This window comes from Bradyrhizobium sp. 141, assembly GCF_023074055.1.
Classification (GTDB): Bacteria; Pseudomonadota; Alphaproteobacteria; order Rhizobiales; family Xanthobacteraceae; genus Bradyrhizobium.
On the sequence record NZ_JADPKR010000010.1, the window covers coordinates 1 to 1,424 of the forward strand.

A 1,424-nucleotide genomic window follows, 5' to 3' on the forward strand; every position below is an offset into this window, starting at 1 on the left:
CGATTCCGTTGAAAAAGGCTGCAGCAATCCGATGTATTGGCGCCAGCGTGGATGCGAGCGAACGGCTGTATCAGCCTTTTATGCGGGCCTGATGGTTTGCATCGGGATCAGCTTGGCCATCTTGCGAAGGTTCTGGGCGGTGGCCGCGAGAGTGAACTCGTCGCGCGCGCCGTTTGGACCTCGTAAGCGTAAACGGTCGAGCTTGAGAATACGCTTGAGGTGCGCGAACAGCATCTCGATCTTCTTGCGAAGCCGACGCGAGGTGCGCCCCTCCCACGAGCTTGCGATCTGGCGCGCCATGTCGCGAGCGCCCTCGTAGATCGACCGCGGCACCCTTCGTGAGGCCTGCTTGGGACAGCACCGGGACTTCAATGCGCAGCGATCACAATCGCGCTTGCTGGCCAGGTAAAGAATGGTAGCGCCATCGTTCACGAGCGTTCCGGTCGTAGTCAGAACTTTGCCACCGGGGCAGTGATAGACGTCCTCGGCGTGATCATAACTGAAGTCATCGCGCGAGAATATTCCGTCTGTGCGGGCCGACTTGTCGAAGACTGTCACGTGCGGTTCGATGCCGTGCTCGTAGACCAGCCAGGCCAGCATCTCAGCCGAGCCATAGCCGCTGTCGCCGAGGAGCCGGCTCGGATAGAGATCGAACCGTTCCAACGAACGCTCAATCATGCGCTTGGCTGCCAGCACCTCCGCCTGCCGGATGGCCGTCGTCGCCTCGACATCGACGATGATCGCGTTCTCGATGTCGACTAGGTAGTTTGTCGAGTAAGCGAAGAAGGCTTGACCGCCGTGCGCCCCTGTCCAGCGCGCCGCCGGGTCCGAGGGCGACACGAACTTCGGCGTGACCTCGGTCGCTGCTCCGAAAGCAGCATCATCCAGGACGGCCAGATACTCATCGATCGCTCGGCTGGCGGCTTCCGGGGGAAGGCCCCTTTCGCCTTCGATCCCATTCTGCCGGTTGGCGTCGGCCTTGATCAGGCTCGCATCAACTGCAAAGCCTTCACCGCCAACCAGCCGCTCCCTGATGCAGCGGCGCAAGACGCTCTCGAACACGCGACGGAACAGATCACTCTGCCGGAAGCGACCATGCCTGTTCTTGGAAAATGTCGAGTGATCCGGCACCGCCCCATCCAGACCGAGCCGGCAGAACCATCGGTAGGCTAAATTGAGATGGACCTCGTCGCAAAGGCGCCGCTCTGATCGAATCCCAAAGCAGTAGCCAATCAGGAGCATCCGGATCATCAGCTCGGGATCAATCGAAGGCCGACCGATACTGCTGTAGAAGGGGGCTAGATCCTGCCTGACCTGCTCAAGGTCGACAAATCTGTCGATCGACCGGAGCAAGTGGTCTGCGGGGATATGCCTTTCGAGCGAGAACTCATAGAATAACGCAGCCTGTTCGACTTGCCGATGCC

General features: G+C 60.3%; 1 protein-coding gene. It reads right to left on the reverse strand.

Translation table 11 applies throughout. The annotated features are described in order from the left end of the window. Positions 1–78: 78 nt before the first annotated feature. The coding region (locus IVA81_RS02335) for a transposase (RefSeq protein ID WP_247311661.1) at positions 79–1,424 on the reverse strand (1,346 nt) is incomplete at its 5' end.